Origin of the sequence: Flavobacterium sp. (genome assembly GCF_041911335.1) — a bacterium.
Lineage (GTDB): Bacteria > Bacteroidota > Bacteroidia > Flavobacteriales > Flavobacteriaceae > Flavobacterium.
Genome location: NZ_JAYRPD010000042.1, coordinates 1 through 5,433, shown reverse-complemented (window position 1 = coordinate 5,433; position 5,433 = coordinate 1). Strand labels below are relative to the sequence as shown.

Annotated in this window: 6 protein-coding genes; 5 read left to right on the top strand and 1 reads right to left on the bottom strand. The window is 31.7% G+C overall.

Annotated features, from left to right (window positions below):
* Positions 1–182 precede the first annotated feature (182 nt).
* The gene (locus ACE3PD_RS06890; protein ID WP_374400868.1) at positions 183–866 is read right to left on the bottom strand and encodes a DUF4294 domain-containing protein; all 684 of its coding nucleotides are present in this window, start codon (positions 864–866) and stop codon (positions 183–185) included.
* Positions 867–976: 110 nt separating this feature from the next.
* Here ACE3PD_RS06890 and ACE3PD_RS06885 point away from each other — a divergent pair, with 110 nt between their 5' ends.
* The 5 genes from ACE3PD_RS06885 to ACE3PD_RS06865 all read left to right on the top strand — a co-directional run bounded on the left by ACE3PD_RS06885 (position 977) and on the right by ACE3PD_RS06865 (position 5,029).
* The gene (locus tag ACE3PD_RS06885) at positions 977–2,071 is read left to right on the top strand and encodes a M42 family metallopeptidase (RefSeq protein WP_374400866.1); all 1,095 of its coding nucleotides are present in this window, start codon (positions 977–979) and stop codon (positions 2,069–2,071) included.
* Between the two features lie 130 nt (positions 2,072–2,201).
* The gene (locus tag ACE3PD_RS06880; RefSeq protein WP_374400864.1) at positions 2,202–2,753 is read left to right on the top strand and encodes an RNA polymerase sigma factor; all 552 of its coding nucleotides are present in this window, start codon (positions 2,202–2,204) and stop codon (positions 2,751–2,753) included.
* Positions 2,743–3,267, top strand: a complete 525-nt coding sequence (locus tag ACE3PD_RS06875) for an anti-sigma factor (RefSeq protein ID WP_374400862.1) — start codon at positions 2,743–2,745, stop codon at positions 3,265–3,267. Before ACE3PD_RS06880 ends, ACE3PD_RS06875 begins: the two co-directional genes overlap by 11 nt.
* The gene (locus ACE3PD_RS06870) at positions 3,251–4,306 is read left to right on the top strand and encodes a hypothetical protein (RefSeq protein WP_374400860.1); all 1,056 of its coding nucleotides are present in this window, start codon (positions 3,251–3,253) and stop codon (positions 4,304–4,306) included. Before ACE3PD_RS06875 ends, ACE3PD_RS06870 begins: the two co-directional genes overlap by 17 nt.
* 3 nt (positions 4,307–4,309) lie before the next feature.
* Positions 4,310–5,029: a head GIN domain-containing protein gene (locus tag ACE3PD_RS06865; RefSeq protein ID WP_374400858.1), complete on the top strand. Its 720-nt coding sequence runs from the start codon at positions 4,310–4,312 to the stop codon at positions 5,027–5,029.
* Positions 5,030–5,433: the final 404 nt, after the last annotated feature.

Genomic DNA, 5,433 nt, shown 5'->3' with positions numbered 1-5,433 from the left:
TTTACCTGTCTCAACAATATCATCAAAAGATGTATCTGGCGGGATCACAATTTTGCAACTTTGTTTTGCTTATCTATTAATACTATTTAAAAGATAAAATTATTCATACTTTTAGAATAGAGCAAAGATATGAGCGGGACTATTAGTCTTTATGGAATGCTGAATATCTGCTTCAAAAAAAATTAATCTTTAGACGCTGTTTTAGATTGGAGTTTGATTTTATTAATCCAGTGTTCGTTTAGTTTGTCGAAGTCGATGGCTTTCTTGGCTTCTTGTTTGGAAAGTTGCCCTTGATTAAACGCGGCGTTTAGGATACCTTCTATATGGTAGTCTTCTTTAACTTCGAATGGTTTGTACTCGGTTTTGAGGTTGATGTCGAATAAATAGGCTGTGGAATTGGCCCAAAAGGCTTTCCATCCGCTTTTGTATTCTTTGATTAAATCGAAAGTCGTGCTTCCGGTTTGGCGGTAAATTAATTTTACTAGGATTTGACCATCTTTACGCGATAACTTTTTTAAACGCGGTTCAAATTCTTCCTCTAAATACTTTTCTACGATTTTAAAATATTTCTTTTTTTCGCGACTGGTTTTTAGTTTTGCCATCGTGGCGTTTAACTGCGTAAGCTTATCAGCCGTTAATTTGGCATACGGATATACTTTAAAGATGCGTCTCTTTAATATTAACTTGGCTTTTTTGTCTTCGTCCGACGTGTAAACGTTATTGGGCGTGAAAATGATTTCCTTTAATTCGATGGAATATATAATAGACGAATCCTGTTGCGTCATTTGTAACGTATCGGTTTCGGTTTGGGCGAACGAGAAAGTAGCGATGAACAAGAAAAAGCTACTTAATAATGATTTGTACATGATGATTGATTTTAACTTTTTAACTCACTGCAAAAAGTAAACCAAAATTATTGAAATTATGTGAAACTCTAATATCTTATTTTTAAATTAGCAAAAAATTATATTTTAAGATGAGTACAAAATCGATATTAAAGAAGTCGTCGATGACTTTTTTGGAAAATTATTTGAATAATGCCTCCCCAACGGGACATGAAGCGGAAGGGCAAAAAATCTGGATGGACTATCTAAAACCGTATGTAGATACTTTTATTACGGATACCTACGGAAGTGCCGTTGGTGTTATTAATCCGGATGCGCCTTATAAAGTGGTGATTGAAGGTCATGCCGATGAAATTTCGTGGTATGTGAATTACATTACCGATGACGGATTAATCTACGTGATTAGAAACGGAGGTTCGGATCATCAGATTGCACCATCGAAGCGTGTGAACATTCATACGAAGAAAGGCATTGTGCGTGGTGTTTTTGGTTGGCCAGCGATTCACACTAGAGGAAGAAGCGGAAAAGCAGAAGAAACGGCAAAAATTGAAAACATCTTTATTGATTGTGGCTGCTCTACGAAAGCCGAAGTTGAAGCTTTAGGCGTTCATGTGGGTTGTGTGATTACGTATCCTGATACTTTTGAGATTTTAAACCACGATAAATTTGTATGTAGAGCCATTGATAACCGCATGGGTGGTTTTATGATTGCCGAAGTAGCGCGTTTATTAAAGGAGAACAAAAAGAAATTACCTTTTGGATTGTACATCGTAAACTCGGTGCAGGAGGAAATTGGTTTGCGTGGTGCCGAAATGATTACCCAACGCATTAAACCAAACGTTGCCATAGTAACCGATGTTTGCCACGATACCACTACACCCATGATTGATAAAAAAATTGAAGGTGATTTAAAAATGGGACGCGGACCTGTGATTGCGTACGCTCCGGCGACACAAAACGTATTACGTGAAATGATTGTGGACACGGCGGTAGAAAACAAAATCCCTTTCCAACGCCATGCGACTTCTCGCGTTACCGGAACCGATACCGATGCTTTTGCGTATAGCAATGGCGGAGTTGCCTCGGCTTTGATTTCGTTACCGTTGCGTTATATGCACACCACAGTAGAAATGGTACACCGCGAAGACGTAGAAAATGTAATTAAATTGATTTACGAAACGCTATTGAAAATTGAAAACAACGAAACGTTTAGTTATTTTAAGTGAAAATACACATCATAGTTCATAAAATCCGAATTTAATATTCGGATTTTTTATTTTTATGAAAATAAAATTATAAAACTGTAACAATTACAAAAAGCAATTGTCTTTAGAATAGATTAATCTGATAACAAACTTGAAAAGCCCAAATTCTGAAATAGCAATTCTATTACAAAAGTGCAAAGAAAATAATCAAAAAGCACAACTCGCACTCTATAATATGTATTGTAGTGCAATGTTTAATGTGGCTTTTAGAATTGTTTCAAACAAAACTTTGGCAGAAGAAATAATGCAGGATAGCTTTTTAAAAGCTTTTACGAAATTAGATTCTTACAGCGGAAAGGTAACATTTGGAGCTTGGTTAAAAAAAATTGTTATCAATACTAGTATTAACGAATTAAAAAAAGCGAATCAATTTCAATTTGAAAGTTTAAATGAAGGGAATGAATTTGAAGACATTAATGAAAATGATATCATTTCTTATAATGAATTAAAAGCAGAGCAGATTTTAAAAACAATACAAAGCTTAAAATCTAACTATAAAATTATATTGACTTTGTTTTTTATTGAAGGTTATGATTTAGAGGAAATTTCATCGATTTTAAATATCTCAAATGAAAATTGCAGAACAACTATGAGCAGAGCAAAGGAAAGTTTAAGAAAAAAACTAAATGACAATGAAAGATAATATGAATCAACTTTTTGACAAACACACTAACTGGGATTTTGAAACGCCAAACGAAGGCCACGAAAATCGCTTTTTGTCTAAACTTAAATCTCAAACGCCTAAGAAAAAGAAAAGAGCTTGGATACCAATTGCTATAGCCGCTTCTTTAGCATTGAGTTTTGGAATTATCTATTTTAATGACTTTAGCACTCAACCAGAAGTTGTTTTTTCTCCGCCAGTTCAAGAAACTCACGATTATTTTTCATCGGTGATTAATTCTGAATTGAAAAATTTACAGCAACATGAAAATCCTGAAACTGCAATTCTTATAAATGATGCTTTAAAAGAAATGGAAACACTTGAAAAAGATTACGAATCTTTAAAAAATGAAATTATTAAGAATGGAGAAAACAAACAAATTGTATTTGCAATGATAACAAATATGCAAACTCGAATTTCGTTTATCAAAACCGTATTAGAACAAATAGAACAGATCAACAAATTAAAAACGAATACTAATGAAAAATATATGTAAACTCTTATTGCTTTTCATTTTGATTCCTTCAATAGGTATGGCTTCAGATGAAAAAAAAGCAATTAATAAAGAAAAAACAATTTCAAAAACTTTTGAAGTTAGTAATGATGCGCTTTTAAGTGTTACAAATTTATATGGAAATGTAAATGTGTACTTATGGGACGAGAATAAAATTTCTATTCAAGTTCAAATTAAAGTTTCGGGCAATAACGATAAAAAAGTTACCGAACGCTTAAACGATATTGATATTAGTTTTGCTGCAACATCGAATAAAGTAGCAGCAGTAACCGAAATAAACGGGAAAAATTGGCAAGGCAACAGCAATCTTAGCTACGAAATTAATTATGTTGTAAAAATTCCTAAAAATGGAAATGTTGATTTAAATAACAAATATGGTAACATTTCAATTGATAAATTAAACGGAAACTTAGCCATTAATTGTAAATACGGAAGCTTGTTTTTAGGTCAATTGAGTGGGAAATCAAACAATATTACTATTGCTTATTCACAGAACTCAACTATTTCTAGTGTTGACAAATTGAATTTAAACAGTCAATATTCAGAAGTTGAAATTCAGAAAGGAAATCAAATTAATATCGATGGAAATTATAACACTTTTGAATTTCAATCTGTTGGAAGTTTAAATTTATATTCGAATTATACCAAATTAAAAGCCACAACAGTTTCAAAATCAGTTATTAATGGAAATTATCTTACTTTAAAACTGGGAGAGATTGGAAATTCAACAACAATAAAGTCAAATTATAGCGATGTTCAAATAGGTGCAAATAAAAATACGGATGCTATTTTAATAGATGGAAATTACACCCACACTAAAATAATATGTACTCATGATTATGCATTTGATGTACAGGTAGAGTTAAAATATGGTTCTTTTAAAGACGCAATAGAAATTAAATACACCGATAAATATGAAAAAAACACCTCAAAATCTTTTACAGGATATCATATTGCACAAGGAAAATCTAAAATTAATGTAACTACTGACTACGGAAGTCTTCAACTTTTAACTAAATAAAACATGAAAAAAATAGTATTCATATTAGCGCTTTTCAGCCTATCAATTGCTCAGGCACAAAATTGGAAAAAAGAAAAAATTAAAGAATCAGGAGTAAAAACAAGCATTACCCGAACAACCTCAACTTATGATGCAATTAGCGCAAGTGGTTCTTTTAAAGTTGTATTAGTTTCAGGAAAAGAAGGCAACATTACTATTGATGGCGATGAAAACATTATTTCGCATATTGTAACTGAAGTTGAAAACAATACTTTAATTGTTCGTTTTGATAAAAACAAAAACTACACTTACAAATCAAATATTACAATTACGATTCCGTTTGAAGAAATTAGTTCGGTATCCTTTGGGGGTTCGGGTGAAATTGAAACCAAAAACACGATTACTGCCACTAATTTTAATATTGCATTTACTGGTTCTGGAGAAGGTAATTTTGACATTAGTGCAACACATTTAAAAACAACCTTATCAGGTTCAGGAGAAATTGAAATTAAAGGAGAAGTAAAAGAATTAGAAGAAACAGTATCAGGTTCAGGAGAAATCGATTCTTCAAAATTAATTGCCACAAATGCAAACGTAATAGTTACAGGTTCGGGTGAAATAAAAGTAAACTGCACCACTTTCTTAGAAGCAAAAGTAGCTGGAAGTGGCACCATAAAATACAAAAGCAAACCACAATCTGTAAATAAAGTAATTACAGGTTCTGGAGAAATCATTGCTTATTAAATATAAAAATGTTGAAATTTAAAAAGCTCAATTCTAAACGATTTGAGCTTTTTAAATTTTAACATAAACTAAAATAAAAGCAATTTATTTCCAAGAGTTTCGTTTATTTGTTCTAACTATTAAACAAAAAATTTAATATTACTAATTTTCAATATCATGAAAAAATCAATCTTACTAATTCTTCTTAGCTTTAATTTTTTTACATTTTCTCAAAATAGTCAGCAAACAGAATTACCATTTATAGAAGTTACTGGAACCCCCGCTCCCGCGCGAACAATGTCATTAAGTTAAGAAAAAATCATAAGCTATTCTTTTGATTTTTAGTTACTATTGGTTTTGTTCTTGTCCTGTATTTTCCAATTTTTCGTTCAAATTTTCTATTTGGTCTTATTGGAATTAGATGC

Excerpts from the sequence above, each read along its gene's own strand:
- ACE3PD_RS06890 (WP_374400868.1), bottom strand. The coding sequence starts at position 866 with ATGTACAAATCATTATTAAGTAGCTTTTTCTTGTTCATCGCTACTTTC.
- ACE3PD_RS06885 (WP_374400866.1), top strand. The coding sequence starts at position 977 with ATGAGTACAAAATCGATATTAAAGAAGTCGTCGATGACTTTTTTGGAA.
- ACE3PD_RS06875 (WP_374400862.1), top strand. The coding sequence starts at position 2,743 with ATGAAAGATAATATGAATCAACTTTTTGACAAACACACTAACTGGGAT.
- ACE3PD_RS06870 (WP_374400860.1), top strand. The coding sequence starts at position 3,251 with ATGAAAAATATATGTAAACTCTTATTGCTTTTCATTTTGATTCCTTCA.
- ACE3PD_RS06865 (WP_374400858.1), top strand. The coding sequence starts at position 4,310 with ATGAAAAAAATAGTATTCATATTAGCGCTTTTCAGCCTATCAATTGCT.